Raw genomic sequence first — 20,489 nt, 5'->3', positions numbered from 1 at the left:
TACCAAAGCCTTTCAGGGATTACTGCTGTTTAAAAACGTGAAACAAGTGTATTTCACTTTTGTTCAGCTAGGGTTCAGTTTTAAACAGAGGATTTCATTGCTTTTGTTTACATATTTATAACATTGAATTTTGTACTAACCAGTCGTGTGCTTTTTGCTCCCCCATTAACAATGTTAGGGTAGGCGTTAAATAATGCCCAAGATCGGATTTACGCCAAAACAGGTATTCTGGCAGGGGTTGTAGCACGGTATCACTAAAAGTTCGTTGTATTAAACTCGAATATTCACGCAAAACCTGCGGTTCAATTTGTACCATTTGAGGATAAAAATCGGCTACAAAATCACGATAGTGAGTATATTGAACGATTTGAGTGACCTGATATTTATTTAACACCTGTATCATCATTGGCGCAGTCCAGTGTGACATATATTGCGAACTTGTAAGCGCCGCTAGGTTGCGCCGATGATACTGCTGCCAAGCTAAATCAAAATTGCCTTTAGCATTGGCAATACACCAGATGAGATACAGATCCGCTAACCATTCATGCTGATAAGGTGTTAATTCCTTAGGTAATAAACTCCCCTGCAACGCCAAGTTTTCAAGGTGGCCTAGTTCATGCCAAAGGGTTAATTGTGCTTGTTCTTTTAGATCTAATTGGTAGGTAATACCATCAATATTGGCCAGTTGGATCTCTGGTGTTTCTTGCTCATTGACGAGTATTAGGCCGGAGAAATGACTATCTTCAACAGGTAATACCATGGCACTGCGAAGCCCAAGCTCTGTTTTAAACTGAGCCTCGCTGTGTGGGAGCTGTTCACGAACCTGAGGTGGAAATGTTGCCAGACACTGACTCAATTGCGCTAAAGGACAAAGTAACGCCTGCTTATCGGCAATAGGCACCCAAGTTAAGCTTGATATCAGAGTCAGTGCAATTAAACTCACTGTTTTGCCATGATATTTTGGATAATCGCCGTAGTAGAGATACCGTCTTCAAATCCCAACACTTGCACTTGGCCGCCCGCAGCAATGACCTCGGCGCCACCCGCAATATCTTCAACCTTATAATCACCACCTTTCACTAAAAGATCCGGTAGTAATCTGGCGATGATCCGTTGTGGTGTATCTTCACTAAAAGGCACCACCCAATCGACGGCTGCTAATCCTGCCAACACCGCCATACGTCTATCCACTTGATTAACTGGGCGACCTTCGCCTTTTAAGCGTTTGACTGAGGCATCGTCATTCACGGCCACGATCAATCTGTCGCCTAAGGCTTTGGCTTGCTTGAGGTAACTGACGTGTCCCGCGTGCAAAATATCGAAGCAACCGTTGGTCATCACCACTCGTTCACCACGTAATTTGGCTTGCTCTAGAGCGTAAGCAAGTTGATCTTCACTCACCACCCCAAAACCAGACTCACCGTGATGCAGTGCTAGGGCCTCAATCAACTCAATACGAGAAACCGTAGAAGTACCCAGTTTACCCACCACAACGCCAGCGGCAGTATTGGCTATCGCACAGGCCTGCGGTAACTCAGCACCCGCGGCTAGAGACGTCGCTAAAGCTGAAATCACAGTATCGCCAGCACCCGTTACGTCATACACCTCACGGGCCACCGTGGGAATGTGTAACTCTGGGGCATTGGCCGTCACTAAAGTCATCCCCTTTTCAGAGCGAGTGACTAAGATAGCGTCGAACTGGTACTTGTTCAGTAATCCGCGAGCCTTTTCGAGTAGATCTGCTTCAGAGGTTACCGCGCCAACCACGGCCTCAAATTCACTCATATTCGGTGTGATGAGCGAGGCGCCATGATAACGGCTAAAATCGGAACCCTTAGGGTCAACCAGTACTTTTACGCCTTTGGAACGGGCGAGCGCGATAAAATCACGAGGATTATCGATAGCGCCCTTCGCATAATCAGATAGCACGACCACATCGACCGAATCGAGTAAGGCCTCAGACTGCTTAAGTAAGCGCGCACTGTCCTGCTTATCGAAGGACTCTTCAAAGTCGAGGCGAATAAGCTGTTGATTGCGCGATAAAACTCTAAGCTTGGTAATGGTCGGTTTATCGGCAATTTTCAACCATTGTGGTTCAACCCCAAGTGCTTGTACGCCAAGCGTTAACGCTTTAGACGTATCATCATTGCCCACTAAGCCCGCCAATTGTACTTGGCCACCTAAGGTCGCGATATTTAGCGCCACGTTTGCCGCGCCGCCCGGTCTATCTTCGACTTGGTTAATTTTCACCACGGGCACTGGTGCCTCGGGGGAAATACGTCCCGTAGGCCCAACCCAGTAGCGATCTAACATCACATCGCCGACGACTAACACTTTGGCTTTTTCAAATGCTGGCAGAGAAACCTTCATAGCGCTCTTATCAGTTGCAGAAATTAAACCGTGATTGTACCTAATTTTCAGCAAAAGATGAGTTAGAATAAGCAGTAATTTTCAAAAGTAGTGAGTATTTTTGTGGTCGAGAAAGCTGAGTTTTCATCATCTTTATATCATCCGAAACACTGGCCCATGTGGTTTGGGGTGTTAGTGATGCGGATTACCCAAGTGTTGCCTCTATCATGGCAGATGAAATTAGGCAAAGGCATGGGCCGATTAGTCAAGGCACTTGCGGCCAGTAGAACCCATACCGCGCGCCGAAATTTAACCCTCTGCTTCCCGGATATGCCAGAGGCCGAGCGAGAAGCGCTCCTCACCCGTAACTTTGAAGAAACGGGCAAAGCGATTTTCGATACCATCAATGCCTGGTGGTGGTCCGATGAAAAAATCCAACAACATATGCAGATAACCGGCAAAGAATACGTTCAAGACACCTTGAACGCTGGCCATGGGGTGATTCTGTTTGCAGTGCACTGCTTACCACTGGAAATGGGCGCACGTATTTTTGGTCAATTCCAACCCGGTGTAGGGGTGTACCGCCCACATAACAATCCCGTGATGGAATACCTGCAAGTGAAAGGTCGATTACGTTCGAATAAAGCCTTAGTGCCGAAACGCGATCTACGCCAGATGGTGCGTTGTTTACGTAACCCCGATGTGATTTGGTATACCGCTGATCAAGACTTTGGCCGCTCCAGTGCTGTGTTTATTCCGTTTTATGCCGTGCCCGATGCCGCCACTATTACTGGCGCAACCACGCTGGCAAAGTTAGGTAAGGCCAAGGTATTACCCTTCTTTGTTGAACGCACAGAAGGAGATACAGGCTACCGGATTGAAATCATGCCTCCATTAGATAATTTCCCAGGTGAAGACGAAGTCGCCGATGCCATCCGTGGTAACAAAATTATTGAACAGATTATCGATAAAAATCGTGCTCAATATATGTGGCTCCATCGCCGCTTTAAGACGCGCCCTGATCCAACGGATAAGTCCTTATATAAGTAAGCTTTTGGTTAATCACATCGAGATAAGCGCTTAAAAGAGAATACAAAATGCCAAGCAATCGCTTGGCATTTTGTTTATATCTTTCTGCCTAAGGCATCTTGTAGGGCTCTAAGCGCTTAAACATGGTAGTTAAGCACAACACTTAAACCAGATTAAGCCTCCGCCGGTAAGCGAATACCCACATTGGTGACTTTGCCTTCATAGAGTCCCGCAACGACCCAATGGAGTGATTGCCATTGAAACTGGTCCCCAAGTACTGGATGCGCACCTAGCTCTAAAGCAACTAAATCAGCTACAGTCATACCGCCAGTTTCATCATCTAATGTTAAGCCATAGATAGGTGCAAGATCCGCCAATTTAACCTCGGTATCGATAAAGAAGTCACCAAAGAAACGTGGTACCTCCTTGGTTTCAGGGGCTTGGCTAAAGAGGTTACTCAATGCTTCAAGGCTCTTTTCCTGCCCGAGTACGCACAGAATATCACCCGCCTCTAAGCACGTACTTCCCGAAGGATGCAATAACCTGTTATTGCGAAATACTGCCGCAATGCGAGTACCATCGGGCATTGCTAAGCGTTTTAGCGGTTCACCAATACACCACTTACTTTCACTCAAACGATAGACAAACACTTCCCATTCGCTGCTCGGGTAAATTTCAACCCCCGAACGCGAAACGGGCAAAGGCTTTGGGGGCAATTCTACCTTTGCTAAGCGTGCAGCCGTAGTGAGTGACGCCCCTTGGACTAGCAGAGAGACTAACACCACAAAAAAGGCCAAGTTAAAATACAATTGAGCCCCAGGAAGCCCGGCCATCATTGGGAATACCGCTAAAATAATCGGCACGGCACCACGAAGTCCGACCCAAGAGATAAACCAGCGGTCACGGCTGCTAAAACTCTTAAAGGGCAGCAAACTTAGCCATACCGCTAAAGGTCTGGCAAACAGGATCATCCCAAAGGCCAGTGCTAAGCCCGGCAGCCAAATATCTAATAGATCCGAGGGGGTTAGGAGTAGTCCCAAGACGAGAAACATGCCGATTTGACTCACCCAAGTCATTCCATCCAATACGTTTAATATCGCATGACGTCCACGAGTTGGCTTATTACCGAGGAATAGGCCAACTAAGTAAATCGACAGAATGCCACTGCCACCTAGCTTGTTCGATGCAGCGTAAATAATAAGGCCGCCACTGAGCACGAGAATCGAATATAGACCTTCAGCGAGTTGACTTAAGTTCACCAATTTCCATAGCAGCCAGCCACCACCCAAGCCTAATAAAATTCCCAGCCCAAATTGTTTAATAAAGCTAATCAGCATAAAGCTTGCAGAGAGCTCGGCATCGACATTGCCGAGAATGGCAATCAAGGTGACAGTTAAAAATACCGCCATAGGGTCGTTACTACCCGATTCGATTTCCAGCGTTGCTCCAACCCGCTCATTAAGGCTGCGTCCCTTTAACAGTGAGAATACCGCCGCCGCATCGGTAGAGCCGACAATAGCTCCCACAAGCAAACCTTGTAGCCAATGTAAGTCAAATAGCCACGCAGCCATAATGCCTGTGATACTGGTGGTGATCGCCACCCCAAAGGTTGCCAAGGATAACGCAGGCCACAGTGCGACCCTGAAGCTCGCGACCCGAGTGCGCATACCGCCATCGAGCAAAATAATGGCTAAGGCTAAGTTACTGACAAGATAAGCGGTTGAATAATCATCGAAGAGAATACCGCCGGGACCATCTTCACCAGCAAGAATACCTACGGCGAGGAAAATTAATAAGATAGGAATCCCAAGACGGGATGACATGGGACTAAGCAAAACACTCACGGCAGTAAGTAAGGCACCGATCAGAAAAAAACTATTGATGGAATCTGCATCCACACATGCCTCCTTAAATGCTGCTGGCTCAGCTAAACGATAGCAAAAACACCTAGATTAAAAATGACTCAATTAAAAATTTCAGTGTTTCTATACTAGCATAAAAAATGCAGATTATTGGAGTTTTAAATATTAAATTTCAATAATCTACACTAAAATAATCATCAACAGTAACTTTAGGCTAATTTTCAGATAAAAACACATAAAAAGACAAATACAACCAGAACATCAAACTATAAGCATAAATAAAATAAAGCCTATATTTATCAAGTTCTTTAAAAAATAAATCCGACACAAACTTTCCATTTTTAATCAAAAAAATATCGGTAACCATCTAAAAAGACACTATATCGATAAAAACATACACCTAACTATATTTATCGCCGCAATACCTTGAAAGAGCACATTAAATTGAATAGTTCATTGTGTTATCAACATTGGCCCACCAATGACTGTTATAAAGACAATTAATGTCATTATGACAACCTTTATTGCTATCAAAAAGACACTACTAAGAATTTAAATTAAATTTTTTTCCTTTATTTTCAATAACAAAAATACTTGGCACATATTGCGCAATAGCAAATTACAGGTATCAAAATGACGTTGGATTAAGGGGATTTATGAGCAAACAAAAACTCACCGCTATCGCACTATTATTAGTGTTGATTGCCTCATTTACTGTACTACTGAGCGTAGGCAGTGAAATTTATCGAGAAAAACCACCCATTCCCAGTGCATTTGTCGATGTGAATGGCCAAGTTATCTTTAGTGAACATGATATAGAACAAGGTCAATTAGTATGGCGCTCAATGGGCGGCCATCAACTCGGTTCGATTTGGGGACATGGCTCCTATGTCGCCCCCGATTGGACCGCAGACTGGTTACATAGAGAAGCCCAAGCTTGGCTCGACCTGCGCGCCAAGCAACAATATCAAACGCCTTTCGAGCAACTAGGTTCCCAAGAAAAAGCGGGGCTTGAACAAGCATTAAGGGATGATTTACGCCATAACAGTGTTGAACAACAGATCGATGGTACTCAGCTTATCAGGCTATCGACCACACGGGTAGAAGCAATTCGCACGGTTAATCAACACTATTTATCCTTGTTTGGTGATGACCCTAAACTCAGTTCACTACGCGAACAATACGCCATGAAAGAGGGCACAGTGCCCGATGTTACACGCCGTGAACAACTTAATGCGTTCCTATTTTGGGGGGCTTGGGCTGCCATCACTGAACGCCCCGATGCCCCCTATACATACACCAATAACTGGCCGTTCGATCCTCAATTAGGCAATACTCCCACCTCGGATAATATTGTCTGGTCGATACTCAGTATCGTGACCCTGATAGCGGGTATTGGTGGATTGCTATGGCACCATGCCAGCGGTAAGCACGAAAGCCTGCCTAAGCCGTCGGAACAAGACCCGCTGTTTTTCACTAAACCAACCGCTTCACAAAAAGCCGTCGGCAAATACTTCATTACGGCGATAGGTCTCTTTTTACTGCAAATTTTACTCGGAGGTATTACCGCTCACTATGCGGTAGAAGGCCAAGAGTTTTATGGTTTACCTATTGCGGAAATACTCCCCTATTCAGTAACGCGTACTTGGCACACCCAATTAGCCGTATTTTGGATCGCAACTGCTTGGTTAGGTACAGGGCTGTATATTGCACCTGCGTTATCGGGCTATGAACCCAAATATCAACGAATAGGCGTTAACGTACTCTGGGTAGCCTTAGTGGTGGTTGTGCTCGGTTCAATGGCGGGCGAATGGATTGGGGTACAACAGTATTTTGACCTCGATATGAACTTTCTCTTTGGCCATCAAGGATATGAATACATAGATCTTGGTCGAGTATGGCAAATCTTACTCCTCGTTGGGTTATTGATTTGGCTCGCCCTAGTCACCGCCGCCATCAAACCCGCCCTCAAAGTTCAAGGCGAGATGCGCCCTGTTATTTGGGTACTCTATGCCTCCTGCGTCGCAATTGGTTTGTTCTATGGCGCCGGCCTCTTTATGGGCAAACACTCCAACTTAGCGATTGCAGAATACTGGCGTTGGTGGGTAGTACATCTGTGGGTTGAGGGCTTCTTCGAAACCTTTGCGACTGCCGTTATCGCCTTAATGCTGGTACGTTTGGGCTTAATCCGTGGCCGTAGCGCCAACGGTGCGGTCTTGTTTACAACGGTAATCTTCTTAACCGGTGGTTTAATCGGCACTTTACACCACCTCTATTTTACTGGCACACCAACCTCGGTTATCGCCTGGGGCGCAATTTTCTCGGCCTTAGAAGTGGTGCCTTTAGCCATCATAGGTTTTGAAGCAATGGAAACCTACCGCTTGCGTAAAGCCAGTCCATGGATGCAGCGTTATCACTGGGCGATTATGTTCTTTGTGGCTACCGCGTTTTGGAACTTAGTCGGTGCCGGTATGCTAGGCTTCTTAATCAACCCGCCAATCTCGCTCTATTACATTCAAGGGTTAAATACCACTGCCACACATGGTCACGCCGCCTTTATGGGGGTTTATGGCATGCTCGGCATGGGATTAATGCTTTTCTGTCTGCGCGGTCTAACTGGCAATATGCAGTGGAATGACAAAATGCTCAAAGGCGCCTTCTGGAGCCTCAATATTGGCCTAGCGGCTATGGTGTTTATGTCACTATTACCTGTAGGGATTACGCAGTTTTTTGCGGTCATCGACCACGGCTATTGGTATGCCCGCTCGCCAGAGGTCATTCATAGTCCGCTGGTTGAAAGACTGGTATGGATGCGTATGTTTGGGGATATCATCTTCAGTATCGGCGGATTATTGATGGGCACCTTCTTATTTGACTTAATTAGAAAAGCCCTGAATAAACCTGCAAAGTTACAAGGGGAACAATTACTACCAGACCACTAACACCAGACTAAATACCGGTTAGTCCCACACCAAGGTGCCATTGCTGGCACCTTGGTTGCCTAATCTCTAGCAGCTACGTTGCGGTGAGTCATTCCTGCATACATTTTGCTGTTAGTCGTGTTTAAACTACATGTGTCAATATAACAATCAATGGTATAAATCAGGGTAATCTAGCTGCTGGAGTTTTTATGGCCCTTAGTCAAACCGATCTTACCCGTATCGCCCTCGATATCACCTCAGGTTTAGCCCATAGAGACCGATTCTCACGGCTGCTCAACACCGTTAGAGAAAACTTACACTGTGATGCCGCTGCGCTACTCACGTTTCATGGTCAGTATTTTACCCCACTCGCCATCGATGGTTTGAATGATGACGTACTAGGCAGACGTTTTATCCTTAATGAGCACCCAAGGCTTGAGGCTATTGCCCGTGCGGGGGATATAGTGCGCTTCCCAGCTGACAGCGAACTTGCAGACCCTTACGATGGTTTAATCCCCAATCAAACAGGCGCATTAAAAGTGCATGCCTGTATCGGACTACCGTTATTTGCCGATGAACAGCTTATCGGGGCCGTAACTATCGATGCTTTTAATCCTCTGCAATTTGATCAATTCAGCAATGCCGAGCTACGCAGTTTAAGTGCCATTGCAGCAGCATCTTTAAGTAATGCTTTACTGGTTGAAAAACTTGAACGTATGGCCCTAAACAGCCATTCAACCCATGCACAAGAAAATAGCCCTAACCTGAGCCAGAATGCCGAAATCATTGGCCATTCGCCCTTAATGCAAAGTTTGAACCGAGAGATTGAAGTCGTAGCCCATAGCGATCTGAATGTGCTGATCTTGGGCGAGACCGGTACAGGCAAGGAGTTAGTCGCCCAGGCGATACATCAAAAATCTGCAAGATCCAGTAAACCATTGGTCTATCTAAATTGTGCAGCACTCCCCGAATCGGTTGCCGAAAGCGAACTCTTTGGTCATATCAAAGGTGCGTTTACAGGTGCAATTAGCCATCGCAGTGGCAAATTTGAAATGGCCGACAAAGGGACACTCTTTCTAGACGAGATTGGCGAACTGCCCCTCACACTCCAAGCCAAGTTATTGCGAGTATTACAATATGGCGACATACAAAAGGTAGGTGATGATCGCAGCCTAAAAGTCGATGTTCGCATCATAGCCGCAACCAATAAAGATCTTAAAACAGAAGTGCTTGCAGGTCGTTTTAGGGCAGACCTTTACCATAGGTTAAGTGTTTTTCCGATACTGGTTCCGCCCTTACGGGAGCGCGAACAGGACATCACACTTCTGAGCGGATTCTTTGCTGAACGCTACAGGCAAAAACTCGGGATGAAACAACTTAACTTCAGCAACAGTAGCCTACTCTTGCTCAATCAATATACTTGGCCGGGTAATGTACGCGAACTGGAACACGCTATCCATAGGGCGACAGTTCTAGCACGCGTAACCGCACAGGACGGCTGCTGCACCATTGCGCCACAACATTTCGATTTACCTGTTACACTTAACACCTCAAAAATGAGTTCATTGGCAATCACGTCGTTGAGCTATGCAACGCAAATCCAGCAAGAGTTTGTTAGCTTATCCCTAGCAACCGACACATTTCAGCGCGACTACATCAAACAAGTCTTTACCACACATACTGGCAATTGGGCTGCCACGGCAAGGACATTAGGAGTTGACCCAGGCAATCTGCATCGGCTCGCAAAACGTTTAAAGCTAAAATAAGCAATAAATACGCTTTATGAACCATATTTCAGTTGAAATAATATCCAAAATAAGGAAGGATGCGAGCTTCGCGCGCCAGTGCATTGTGTATTACAATTTGCCGCCCGATTTTGGGAAGAAACTGCCGCGTAAAACAGGTTATTTTATTAACAGGAATCGTAGTATCCGCTTATGAGTATGCTTCGCACCACAGCTTTATTATTGACTTTGGTTTTTCCAAGTCTCTCCGCTTTAGCAACGGAATACCATTTACCGTCTTCTAAGAGCCGGTTAGTTGGCGAGAACCTGTATTACACAGTGCCAGAGGGTAAACATACCCTCGAAGATATTGCCGCTCAGTTCCAACTCGGCCTAAGCAACTTGCTGGAAGCAAACCCTGGTGTTGATCCGTTTCTTCCAAAGCCAGGCAGTAAATTGTTAATTCCTAAACAATTAATTCTGCCCAATGCGCCACGTGAAGGCATAGTAATCAACGTTGCTGAAATGCGTCTGTATTACTATCCAAAAGGCAAAAATACCGTGGAAGTTCTACCTATCGGTATTGGCCAAATTGGTAAAGACACGCCAGAAAACTGGGTAACCAGCGTGCAACGTAAACGTGCTAACCCGACATGGACACCAACGCCACGCATTCGTAAAGAATATGCGGCAAGGGGCGAAATTCTGCCAGCGGTATGGCCAGCAGGTCCAGATAACCCAATGGGACTGTATGCACTCTACATTGGTAACTTGTATGCCATCCATGGTACCAACGCAAGCTTCGGTATTGGTTTACGTGTTAGCCAAGGCTGCGTGCGTTTACGTCACGATGACATTGAACATCTGTTCAAAACCGTGCCAGTTGGAACACGTGTACAATTTGTGAACCAACCGATTAAAGCGACCGAAGAGCCAGATGGAAAGCGTTATTTAGCCGTGCATCAGCCGCTATCACGCACTATTGCTGAGTTTGAGTCAAACGAGCCTGTGGCAATTGCTTTACCAAAAGACATCGCTAAGTTTATTGCCAAAGCTGATACCGACTCCAGCGTGATCAAAAAGCTACTGGACGAGCGCACAGGCGTACCGACAATTATTAATCAATAGTTGTATGGCTAGGGCGTGTTAACGCTGCTTACTCTATAAAAATACCCGCCTTGGCGGGTATTTTTATATTGGTTGCAATGAAGCTTTGTAATCAATCACATAAAGGCGCGCATAACGCTAAGAAGTGGGTCATTGCCGCGCTATTTGCTAACACCCGTTGATCAAAGTTTTGCAACGCTGGCGTTTCGGTACAGGCGCCAACACGCGCGCCACTGCGCACTAAACATGCCTCAAACGACGTATCGAAATGATTGAAAATCAAGCCATCTTTAACCGGGCAACCATCAATCTCACCATCAACAGCAATGGGGAAATATCCTGCCAGCGTATCGCGTAAATCGAGACTAAAACGTCCAGGCACTTGGCTTGGCTCAAAAGAATAAACATAAGCTTCATGACTTAAGACGTCTTCATGGCAGGTTAAAATACCATCACGACTCGCTGCAATCAGTAATTGTGCGTGTTCTAACAGTAATTTACCTTCAACTGAGGTGCTCTCATTTGCCTTAGGTTTACCGTTTTCAAATACAAAGCCTCGGTTAGGGTTTTCACCAAATTTGTTAAATCGGTGGCCGCGTTTAAACCCCGTCGGATTCACCAAAGGCAAAATACTTAAGTTTACCCGTTCGAATAATTCGACTGATGCCTCACTTAAAAAGTGCAGTAATCCCCAAGGACCAGCTGACTCTTCACCGTGAAATCCTGCGCTGATCAATAACGAAGGTAAGCCAGATTTCGCGGCAGGTGACTGATACAGACTGACACTGTATTTACCCACGTCACCGAGTTTTTTCTCAACCATCCCCAAACGGGACATTTCCTGCTCAAGCTGTAGATAAAAATTATCGATATCAGTGCTTTCACAGTTAAAAATATCGCTTTTCCACTGAAAGGATTCGAACGGAGATCTGCTTACCATATCTTGTACTTATGCCAGAAAAAGAACTGTGCCATCATAGCAGCTCTTTACAAAAACTGAATGCTATTCAACTGATTTAGATGAAATCCGACGAGTGTCTGACGCGCCAACACCATCACTGCGTTATGCCATCAATCGGAAATTGAGATGGGATGCCAAATGAACACACACACCCGCCTTGGACTTGCTATATTGGTAATGCTGCTTAGTCCAGCGCTCAAGGCACAATGTCAAATCGAAGGCGCTGCAACGCTATATCAATTAGAATCACGCATCGAAACTTACTCCCTCGCGAATGGCCTTACCGTACACTTATTGCCCCTTGAGGATAAACACACCCTCACCATTGCCAGCCAATTTACTGTGGGGGCGCGCAACGAGACTAAGGGGCAAACGGGATACGCGCATTTGTTCGAGCATATGTTATTCAAGGGCAGTGAACAGGCACCCGGCGACACCTATGCACAACAGCTAAGCGCCTTAGGCGCCCGCTTTAATGCCAGCACCCACTTCGATTACACCAATTACTATGTCACTCTGCCGAGCCAAGCCCTCGCCTTGGGCTTGTTCCTCGAGGCCGATCGTTTTATTCGCCCCGATTTGACCGAAACCACAGTGAAAAATCAGCAAGAAACCGTGCTCCAAGAGATGGCGCAGACCATAGATAATCAACCCTATGTGCGTAGTGCGATGGAATTTCTGCTAGCACAGGTTAAAGATACGCCCTATGGCCACGGTATTATCGGTAGCCGTGAGGATATTACTCAGGCAAGTCCCGAGCGGTTAATCGCCTTTCACCGCGCCCATTATCGTCCCGATGCGATGCAGTTATCTCTGGTCGGCACACTTCCCTCCGACGTCAAGTCGCTTATAGCACAACACTTTAGTGCTTGGCCCACGCCTAATCAGCCGATTGCCAAATTTGACGAGCTAAAAATCAACCCTAAGCCCGTGCATGCGGAGCTTATCGATGAACGTGGTCCTTGGCCCGGCTTACTGCTTGCGTGGCATACGGTAGGTAAAAATCATCCCGATGCTGCCGCTATACGCCTGCTCGAAGGCTATTTATTTCAAAATACTCGCAGCGCCCTCGCACAAATCAGCCAGCACGATCCGGCACAAATGCTGAGTTATTCACTGCCCTTTGAGCTAGAAAATCATGGCATAACCAATCTGGTATTAGTGCCAAGGGCAAAAACCTCCCTTAATGCGCTAACCGACATGATCTTAGCGTTAGTTAAGCAAACCCAACAAACTCGCATAAGTGATGCAACACTTTGTCAGCTCAAACAAACCTGGTTAAACCAGCGTTTGGGGCAGCTCGACAACACTCAATCCCTAGCCACCTTACTATCAGCCACCGACAAACAGGATCAAGCCCATCCCTTAACGGCGCAATGGGAAAGGGTTAACGCAGTAACCACAGCGGATATCCAGCGCGTTGCCCTGCAATACTTTACTCCCAATATGGTCAGGGTTGATCTGTTACCGCCTTGGTATATCCGCTTTGGAAAAACCTTACTCGAATGGTTACCCGCAGGTATTAGCGACGATTTAGAGGATGCAGTGCTATGATGAAAACATTCAGCTACAACTGCTTAATGCCAACATCAAGATTATCTAACGCACTGCAAACCATGAGTATTGGTCTTATTGCTGTCATACTGGGTGCCTGTCAGCAGACACCGCTTAGCTTTACCCCAACTCAAGCGCCCAGTTTGGCAAACTTTGATACCCAACCCAACCTACCTCAAGTCGGGAATATTTATCTTCCCAATGAGCAACCTTTTATTGATGTCACCCCCAATGGCGTCACCCTACCTTACCAGTTACAGCGTACGACTAGCGCGACTCAAAACCTTAGTAACAGAATGAGCCTAGTAGCAATTAGCCCCACTATACCCTTTGATAATCCTGATATTTTACAAGTCGCCTTTCAGGAAAAAGCTCGTAGCCTAGCGCTGACCCAAGCCGATGCTTGCCTTGAAACCTTCGAAACTCGAGTCACGCTGCATAGCATTAATATCAGCTTAACGTGCCCCGCATCAGCTAATCATCTCTACCAGTTACTGATACAGTTTTGGCAACCCGATGCATTTAGTGAAGCGGCGGCAATCGATATCGATAATATTCGTCGTCAATTGAAGCTTAATAAGCATTTAAATGCCTTTAGTGGCGCCGAAATCGATAAAGTCTGGCGGGACAAACTCCTAGGGACAGCACATCCCTACAACAAGAACATCAACAATCAGGCCTTGTTTGACTCACTTAGCCTAAGCGAACTGTCGCGGCTACAGCAGAACACCTTTGCTCAGGCAAACTGGCAGTTATTCTTACCTAATCATGCGCAAACCGAGTTTGATATTAAGCAGAGCCTCAGCCATTGGCCCACTCGCATAAATACGCACTCATCATCACACCTCATCAACACTCAAAAGCCACCACAATCCCGCACGCTGTATTTGATTGATGCACCGGGTAGTGTGCAAACACAAATGCGAATAGGGTATGCCCTCGACGATAAGCATTTGTCAGCGCGGGATATGCCGTTAGCTTGCCGCAGCTTAGCCGCACTCTTAGGACGCAGTTTTTCCGGACGACTCTATTACGATTTGCGAGAAAAGCGCGGTTTGACCTACGGGATCTATGGTCAGTGCGCCAATGCACCACTCTCCACTAGCATCAAGTTTTATGGCAGCACGGCAATAGAACATACGGGCGCCTTTGTGGTGGGGATCTTAGATCATTTGAAACTGCTGGCTTCAACGCCTTCAAGCGAAGGGGAATTAGCCGCCCTAAAAACCTATCTGATTGGCGAAGCCTTGTTAACGCAAGATAATCCTAACCTGAGCGAAACCCAATTTATTCATCAACAGGTGCTTAGATTAGATCCACAATCAATACAAGCCATAAACCTTAAACTGCAGGCGCTATCGCCCAATCAGTTGATGCAATTAGCACAACAAGCGTTTTATGGTGAACCTTTAATCATTTTACGGGGAGATGTCGCCAAGATCTCGGCGGATCTCTCAGCTAAGCTGCCGGGATGGCAACTAGAGGAGGTCAAGGTGAATGATTAATATCGTTATAATTTATCCTTAGGAACATCACTCACGTTGCCTTGCTGTAACATTTGGGCATGGCCTTGTTCCATTTGCGCTAAGTCTTCCATAGCAGCGCCCGAGTCGATATTCGTATGGGCTTGATGATTTTCAGCACTGCTGGTCTCGACCTTATCCGAGGTTATCAATGCAGCATTTTGCGACTCGTTATCGGTAGCGGCCATAACGCCATTCGGCGCTAAAGAGTCATCTTTTACTGGCGATAACAACATAGACTCAGTTGTCACTGACGGACTCTGCTCAGTACTCACTGACGTTGAAGCCGTTTGACCAAGGGTTGTGAACCATGAAGTCAACGGTGTTGGTGCCATCATTCCAGCAACCGCGATGAGCGCAACTGCAGCAGCACCATAGGACAACCATTTGTGTACTCCCTGCCGATGATCTTTAGGCTCGCTGGCATATAAGGCGTTAACGTGAGCGGTTTTCGCATTGGAAGCAATAACGTCTGGCGCTAAGGTCTGAAGTAAGTCGGGCAAATGATCCAATTCAGTATTTTTTAGGCGCTGACCGATAAATTGTCCGCCCTCATAAATCTCTAATTGATGGCTCAACACTTCGCCTTCAACGACACCAGAACTCACAATCACTAACTTATTACAACGCACTTTGCCACGAAAAACCCCGCAAACTCTCAGTTCATCACAACTCACTTCACCCATGATCTCACCGCCAAACTCAATTTTAATCAGTCCAGCACCGCGGATCTTACCTGTTAATGCCCCCGCAACGAATGCCGTGCCCGCCAGTTGCATCTCACCTTCAATTGCGGTTGAAGCACTGATAAATGTGGCACTATGGCCTTTGCTACCCATAGGTTTAGTTCCAGATCATTATTTTTGTGAAAAAGATGTTAGGTTAAAAGTTCTCAATAATAAAGCATTGGATTCCTTTGATATTTAACCAGGCTGTGTTTTAGACAAGATTTTAGCCCTGCAACAATCTATGTTAGGCTGAAGACGATTGGGCTGATATCTCAACCCATATTGGTCCTAGCACCGCCTAAAATTGACTCAATTTATGACAAATTCCATGACCTTCAACCCGTTGTCACCCTCAACTCAAAACCAAACACCATTAGCCATTTATCAAGCCAAAATCGGCGCCGAGCTGATTGAAGATCCCGCGCAGGCGCAGGCAGTGCTCGCCTTAGATAAGTTGTATCAGCAGATTATTGGTCGAACAGACGCTCAGCCACTCAAAGGTTTATATCTATGGGGCGATGTCGGACGAGGTAAAACCTTTCTGATGGATTTGTTCTTTGATGCTCTGCCACAGCAAGAAAAACTGAGATTGCACTTTCACCGCTTTATGGCGCGAGTGCACCAAGCCTTAAAGGAACATGCGGGGCAGCGCGATCCCCTTAAATTGATTGCAAAAAATTTAGCAAAGGAGTGTAAGGTACTCTGCTTCGATGAGTTTTTTGTCTCAGATATTGGCGATGCCATGATCCTCGCAGGTTTGTTTGAAACCTTGTTTGCCCATGGAGTCGTGCTGGTTGCCACATCCAACATTCCCATCGAACGTTTATATGAAAATGGCCTAGCAAGGCACAGATTTTTACCCTGCATTGCCCAGCTCCTAGCCCATACCCAAATGCTGCATCTGAATGGCGAGCAAGACCACAGGTTGCACGCCTTGAATCACGAACCGTCGGCAGAGGCCATCGCCGCCATCTCAAACCATATTGGACTAAGTGGCACACTGGATTTTGATGGTATTTTTACCACACTCACTCAAGGCGCAAACACTGTTCAAACAAGAACTCTGCGAGTCTGCCAGCGGGATATCCCCGTCGTGCGCGCCACAGCTGAAGGCCATCTCCCCTCCGTCGCTTGGTTCGACTTTTATGCCCTGTGTGATGGCCCGCGCTCACAACTCGATTACATCGAAATTGCCAGTCGATTTAAGATCGTATTGCTGAGCGGTGTTCCCAAACTGGGCGGCGAAGTAAAAAGTTGGATCCGCGCCCGCGGCACTGAGGATGGCACTGGTGCAAACCAAGCGGCCACTACCGGAGAGCGGCAACTCTCTTACGCCGCCAACGATGATCCTGCTCGGCGTTTTATCAGCCTTATCGATGAGTTATACGATCAAGATGCCAGTTTATATTTAAGCTGCGACGTCCCACTGATGGATCTCTACCAAGGCGGCGCCCTCAGTTTTGAGTTTCGACGCACCTATAGTCGGCTAATCGAAATGAGCCACAGCACAAAACAATCCTGAACCCTCAACACGCCCGAAGAAGCGGCAGCGGTCAACCTCTACCGTAACCCTTTACCGAGACAAACTTTCAGGCGCAAAGATAGCACTTAACTGCTGAATATCCGCCGCAACCCACTCTGGTTCGATACACTCGGCAAGATGGGTCGCCATAAACGCCACAAGCTGCATTGCGGCATAGGGCAAACGCTTGTCCCGACGGCCAACAAGATACCAATTACTCTCCAGTGGAAATCCGTTCACTGACAAGATTGCGGGTTTTTCACGCCCTTCCTGTAGGGTGTGGGCAGAAATAACCGATAAGCCTAAGCCTGATGCCACGCTCAAGCGGATCGCTTCATTACTCTCAATTTGCATCGTTTCACTCAAGGCGATCCCTTGAGCGCTACACCAAGATTCAAACATCAGCCGAGTTGCCGAGCCGGGCTCGCGGATAATAAAACGCTCTTGCTTCAATTCACTAAAGCGAACTTGTTGACGGCCAACCGCCCAATGATCCTTAGGCGCGATAAGCTGCAGCGGATTTTTAATGATCCTCGCCGATAACACTTGCTCACCACTGGGTGGATGACTGAAGAGATATAAATCATCTTCTTGGCGCTCAAATCGTCCCAAAATATGCGCGCGGTTACCGATATTTAAGGTCACTTTGACCTGCGGAAATTGTCGATAAAACGCCCCTAAAATCCGTGGTACCACATATTTTGCCGTAGTCACTAAACCGATATTGATATGGCCAATGCTGCCACCTCTGGCTTGCTGGATAAAGGCATCGAAATCTTCAAAGCGGCTCAATGTGTCGCAGGCGGCTCGGTAAAGCTCTTGCCCTATTAAGGTTGGCGACATACGGCCATCAATACTGTTCAGCAAAGGTTCGCCCAAAATATCCGCTAACTTTTTAAGTTGCAGTGACACTGTGGGCTGAGTAAGGTGCAGGGTGCGAGCCGCCGCCGAAATATTGCCCAATCGAACCACCTGCACATAAACCTCAAGTAACCGAAAACTCAAATGCCGTAGTTTTAATTGACCTTGAGAAGATTTATCCATAGATAATTATCTATACCTAATTAGCAAATAATTTATTTTTCAATATATCGAATTAGGTTCAGAATCTCCAGCGTTCAATGGTTTTCAAATAAAATGATAGCCTTAAAATATTAATGCCTTTATTAATGAGATACTTATGCCAGATATTGTCATTGCATTTTTCGCCTTAGGTTTGCTCGCAGGCTTAGTCAAATCCGACCTTAAAGTGCCACCTGCCATTTACGAAACCCTATCCATTTTGTTAATGCTGACCTTAGGGTTAAAGGGCGGAATGGCACTGCATGGTCATACTCAACACTTAGAGATCACTGAACTCGTTGCTGTTGTTGCACTGGGTTTGATCATCCCATTAGTACTTTACCCTGTGCTCACGCGCTTAGTTCGGCTCGGACGCACGGATGCTATCAGTATCGCAGCCCATTATGGATCGGTCAGCGCAGGCACATTTGCCGTTGTTATCGCCATGGTGGAAAAATCAGGGATGATATTAAGACCGGAAACCACCTTATATTTGGTGTTACTCGAACTCCCAGCGATTGTGGTTATGCTCTGGTTACACCGATATTTAAGCGCTAAACAGCCGCTAGAAGCTACAGCGCCTAATACTCAGCAATCGAGCATACTGCATGAGGCCTTGACCAGCCGCGGCGTAATACTCCTAGTGGGTGGAGTCGTCATCGGTTGGCTTTATGGTCCGACAGGGCTTGCACCCATTAGTCCTGTATTACTAGGTGGTTTTAAAACGCTACTGGCCTTGTTTTTACTGGAGATGGGATTAGTCACAGCGAAAGTCTGTTTACCACTCCCATTGCAGCAGTGGCGCTTATTAGTTTTTGCCGCCGTCACACCTTTTGTCTTGGCATGGTGTGGGATTGGAGTGGGGTTATGGCTCGAGTTACCTGCCGGAAGCATCTTAGTGCTTGCAGGTTTAAGTGCCAGTGCCTCTTATATTGCCGCACCCGCCGCCATACGAGCCGCCATTCCCGAAGCGAATATCGGACTCGCTATGCTAGCATCCCTCGGGATTACCTTTCCGGTGAACGTGTTAATCGGTTTACCCTTGTACCAACACTGGATAATGCAAATTACCGGATAACAATTTGTCATAAGGGAGACTCAGGTCTCCCTTTTTATATCCACCATTAAGGGTTATTTGAATGATGTTCGGCTTTATCTTGATACATTGCCCTATCGGCAGCATCGAGTAAATCCTCAAGATTGATATCCGAATCAGGCGACCAATGGGCGATACCTATGCTGGTTTTTAAGGGGTTTTGCTGTGGATGTTGTTGATTATATTGGTCAAGTAATAATTGAAATCGTTTGATGGCAAAGCCAACGGTATCGGGCTGCACTAAACTTAATAGCACCACAAACTCATCACCACCTAATCTCGCGATTACATCGGATTCCCGAAATGCCGCCATTAAAATATGGGCAAAATCATAAAGTACCTGATCGCCCTTGCGATGGCCAAAACGGTCATTGACCTCTTTAAAAAAATCCAGATCAAAAAAGACTAACGCTGCCTGAGAATCCATGCGTCGACAACTAGCAAGAGATTGATAAGCAAGGAGTTCAAATCCTCTCCGATTAGAAATCATCGTTAAAGGATCTAAAGTATTCTGCGCAATAGACAACAACTCAGCCTCAACCATCTGCCCCAAATCCGTTAAGGTTTCGATATCATCTTCGCTAAATTCCCTCGGCTCATTATCAATTAAGCACAACGTCCCCACCCGATATTCGCTATGAATAGTCAAAGGATAACCAGCATAAAAACGAATATGGGGAGACTGAGTGACTAAAGGATTATCGTGAAAACGGGGATCCGTTAAGGCATCGTTAACGATAAAAATACCATCGTGATTAATGGCGTGGGCGCAAAACGACACATCCCTTGATGTCTCCGTCACCGCTAATCCTTGCCGGGATTTAAACCATTGACGATTTGCATCAACTAAGGTCACCACGCAAATCGGCAGAGCAAAGATCCGCCGAGTCAGCCGAGTGATCCTGTCAAATCTTTCCTCGGCATCGGTATCGAGTATATTCAATGCCCTTAAGGTGGCTAAACGTTGCAACTCATTCTCTGGGATAGGAGGTAATTGCATAGCTCGCTCCAACTCTATATCAAGCATCGACTCACTACTTGATTCACTTGT

15 protein-coding genes are annotated in these 20,489 nt (G+C 46.5%); 8 read left to right on the top strand and 7 right to left on the bottom strand.

Going from position 1 to position 20,489, the window contains the following annotated elements; all coding sequences use genetic code 11:
• Positions 1-115 precede the first annotated feature (115 nt).
• Positions 116-943 (bottom strand): hypothetical protein, encoded by an 828-nt coding sequence (locus tag L976_RS20105; RefSeq protein ID WP_047539584.1) that lies wholly within the window; start codon positions 941-943, stop codon positions 116-118.
• A complete protein-coding gene (gene hldE, locus L976_RS20100) occupies positions 940-2,370 on the bottom strand; it encodes a bifunctional D-glycero-beta-D-manno-heptose-7-phosphate kinase/D-glycero-beta-D-manno-heptose 1-phosphate adenylyltransferase HldE (RefSeq protein ID WP_047539582.1) in 1,431 nt (476 codons plus the stop codon). Before hldE ends, L976_RS20105 begins: the two co-directional genes overlap by 4 nt.
• Before the next feature lie 102 nt (positions 2,371-2,472).
• On the opposite strand from hldE, the gene L976_RS20095 reads away from it, so the two are divergent.
• Positions 2,473-3,399, top strand: coding sequence for an LpxL/LpxP family Kdo(2)-lipid IV(A) lauroyl/palmitoleoyl acyltransferase (locus L976_RS20095; protein ID WP_037421862.1), 927 nt, complete (start codon positions 2,473-2,475; stop codon positions 3,397-3,399).
• A gap of 152 nt (positions 3,400-3,551) precedes the next feature.
• On the opposite strand, the gene L976_RS20090 is transcribed toward L976_RS20095, so the two are convergent.
• Positions 3,552-5,276: a potassium/proton antiporter gene (locus L976_RS20090; protein WP_037421709.1), complete on the bottom strand. Its 1,725-nt coding sequence runs from the start codon at positions 5,274-5,276 to the stop codon at positions 3,552-3,554.
• 620 nt (positions 5,277-5,896) lie between these two features.
• On the opposite strand from L976_RS20090, the gene L976_RS20085 reads away from it, so the two are divergent.
• The 3 genes from L976_RS20085 (at position 5,897) to L976_RS20075 (ending at position 11,013) form a co-directional block, all read left to right on the top strand.
• Positions 5,897-8,182, top strand: coding sequence for a nitric-oxide reductase large subunit (locus tag L976_RS20085; RefSeq protein ID WP_047539581.1), 2,286 nt, complete (start codon positions 5,897-5,899; stop codon positions 8,180-8,182).
• Positions 8,183-8,370: 188 nt separating this feature from the next.
• Complete coding sequence (gene norR / locus L976_RS20080) at positions 8,371-9,927, top strand: nitric oxide reductase transcriptional regulator NorR (protein WP_047539579.1); 1,557 nt, start codon at positions 8,371-8,373, stop codon at positions 9,925-9,927.
• Positions 9,928-10,098: 171 nt separating this feature from the next.
• Positions 10,099-11,013 carry a L,D-transpeptidase family protein gene (locus tag L976_RS20075; protein WP_047539578.1) on the top strand — a complete coding sequence of 305 codons (915 nt, stop codon included), beginning with the start codon at positions 10,099-10,101 and terminating at the stop codon, positions 11,011-11,013.
• Positions 11,014-11,104: 91 nt separating this feature from the next.
• Here the strand turns inward: L976_RS20075 and L976_RS20070 are convergent, their stop codons facing one another.
• The gene (locus tag L976_RS20070; RefSeq protein WP_037421721.1) at positions 11,105-11,932 is read right to left on the bottom strand and encodes an N-acetyl-ornithine deacetylase; all 828 of its coding nucleotides are present in this window, start codon (positions 11,930-11,932) and stop codon (positions 11,105-11,107) included.
• 159 nt (positions 11,933-12,091) lie between these two features.
• Between L976_RS20070 and L976_RS20065 the strand changes: the two genes are divergently transcribed.
• Entirely contained in the window at positions 12,092-13,507 is a 1,416-nt protein-coding gene (locus L976_RS20065) for a M16 family metallopeptidase (protein ID WP_047539576.1), read from the top strand.
• On the top strand, positions 13,504-15,012 hold the full coding sequence (locus L976_RS20060; protein WP_047539574.1) for a M16 family metallopeptidase: 1,509 nt from the start codon (positions 13,504-13,506) through the stop codon (positions 15,010-15,012). The genes L976_RS20065 and L976_RS20060 overlap by 4 nt, the downstream gene beginning before the upstream one ends.
• Before the next feature lie 5 nt (positions 15,013-15,017).
• On the opposite strand, the gene L976_RS20055 is transcribed toward L976_RS20060, so the two are convergent.
• Positions 15,018-15,869, bottom strand: a complete 852-nt coding sequence (locus tag L976_RS20055) for a polymer-forming cytoskeletal protein (protein WP_047539572.1) — start codon at positions 15,867-15,869, stop codon at positions 15,018-15,020.
• A gap of 205 nt (positions 15,870-16,074) precedes the next feature.
• Between L976_RS20055 and zapE the strand changes: the two genes are divergently transcribed.
• The gene (gene zapE / locus L976_RS20050) at positions 16,075-17,280 is read left to right on the top strand and encodes a cell division protein ZapE (RefSeq protein ID WP_047539570.1); all 1,206 of its coding nucleotides are present in this window, start codon (positions 16,075-16,077) and stop codon (positions 17,278-17,280) included.
• 51 nt (positions 17,281-17,331) lie between these two features.
• On the opposite strand, the gene L976_RS20045 is transcribed toward zapE, so the two are convergent.
• Positions 17,332-18,324 (bottom strand): LysR family transcriptional regulator, encoded by a 993-nt coding sequence (locus L976_RS20045; protein ID WP_047539568.1) that lies wholly within the window; start codon positions 18,322-18,324, stop codon positions 17,332-17,334.
• A 136-nt stretch (positions 18,325-18,460) separates the two neighbouring features.
• Between L976_RS20045 and L976_RS20040 the strand changes: the two genes are divergently transcribed.
• Positions 18,461-19,420 carry a sodium-dependent bicarbonate transport family permease gene (locus tag L976_RS20040; protein WP_047539566.1) on the top strand — a complete coding sequence of 320 codons (960 nt, stop codon included), beginning with the start codon at positions 18,461-18,463 and terminating at the stop codon, positions 19,418-19,420.
• A gap of 46 nt (positions 19,421-19,466) precedes the next feature.
• On the opposite strand, the gene L976_RS20035 is transcribed toward L976_RS20040, so the two are convergent.
• Positions 19,467-20,438, bottom strand: a complete 972-nt coding sequence (locus L976_RS20035; RefSeq protein WP_047539564.1) for a GGDEF domain-containing protein — start codon at positions 20,436-20,438, stop codon at positions 19,467-19,469.
• Positions 20,439-20,489: the final 51 nt, after the last annotated feature.

This window comes from Shewanella sp. ZOR0012 (assembly GCF_000798835.1).
GTDB classification, from domain to species: domain Bacteria; phylum Pseudomonadota; class Gammaproteobacteria; order Enterobacterales; family Shewanellaceae; genus Shewanella; species Shewanella xiamenensis.
This window is presented reverse-complemented; position numbering and strand designations above follow the sequence as displayed.

Bases quoted from the DNA above. Each gene is read 5' to 3' on its own strand.
- L976_RS20035 (WP_047539564.1), bottom strand. From the start codon at position 20,438: ATGCAATTACCTCCTATCCCAGAGAATGAGTTGCAACGTTTAGCCACC.
- norR (WP_047539579.1), top strand. From the start codon at position 8,371: ATGGCCCTTAGTCAAACCGATCTTACCCGTATCGCCCTCGATATCACC.
- L976_RS20040 (WP_047539566.1), top strand. From the start codon at position 18,461: ATGCCAGATATTGTCATTGCATTTTTCGCCTTAGGTTTGCTCGCAGGC.
- hldE (WP_047539582.1), bottom strand. From the start codon at position 2,370: ATGAAGGTTTCTCTGCCAGCATTTGAAAAAGCCAAAGTGTTAGTCGTC.
- L976_RS20055 (WP_047539572.1), bottom strand. From the start codon at position 15,869: ATGGGTAGCAAAGGCCATAGTGCCACATTTATCAGTGCTTCAACCGCA.
- L976_RS20070 (WP_037421721.1), bottom strand. From the start codon at position 11,932: ATGGTAAGCAGATCTCCGTTCGAATCCTTTCAGTGGAAAAGCGATATT.
- L976_RS20075 (WP_047539578.1), top strand. From the start codon at position 10,099: ATGAGTATGCTTCGCACCACAGCTTTATTATTGACTTTGGTTTTTCCA.
- zapE (WP_047539570.1), top strand. From the start codon at position 16,075: ATGACAAATTCCATGACCTTCAACCCGTTGTCACCCTCAACTCAAAAC.
- L976_RS20045 (WP_047539568.1), bottom strand. From the start codon at position 18,324: ATGGATAAATCTTCTCAAGGTCAATTAAAACTACGGCATTTGAGTTTT.
- L976_RS20065 (WP_047539576.1), top strand. From the start codon at position 12,092: ATGAACACACACACCCGCCTTGGACTTGCTATATTGGTAATGCTGCTT.
- L976_RS20085 (WP_047539581.1), top strand. From the start codon at position 5,897: ATGAGCAAACAAAAACTCACCGCTATCGCACTATTATTAGTGTTGATT.
- L976_RS20060 (WP_047539574.1), top strand. From the start codon at position 13,504: ATGATGAAAACATTCAGCTACAACTGCTTAATGCCAACATCAAGATTA.